We start from the raw sequence: 267 nt of genomic DNA, 5'->3' as shown, positions 1-267 counted from the left end.
GTCGCAATAGATCAAGACTCGCCGATGTTTCCACGCCTTCAGCCACCACATCCATGCCCAGCCCGTGCGCAAGCTGAATCACGGTGTGCACGATGGTTTGGTCGCGGCGGTCGTTGGCGAGCCCGGCGACAAACGATTGGTCGATCTTGAGCGTGCTGATTGGGCAGCACTTCAGATGTTGCAGACAGGAATACCCCGTCCCGAAGTCATCGGCGGCGAAGCGCACACCGATCTGCCGCAAGGCGTCCAGGGCGGGGAAGATCGCCG

Annotated in this window: 1 protein-coding gene; it reads right to left on the bottom strand. The window is 61.4% G+C overall.

What is annotated here, in order from left to right; all coding sequences use genetic code 11:
* Positions 1 to 267 (bottom strand): EAL domain-containing protein (locus ACR6JA_RS22410; protein ID WP_494599624.1); only part of this gene is annotated, 267 nt, incomplete at both ends.

Source organism: Cedecea sp. B1(4), assembly GCF_059414925.1.
The sequence above is the reverse complement of the archived record's forward strand: the minus strand, read 5'-3'. Positions and strand labels throughout refer to the sequence as shown.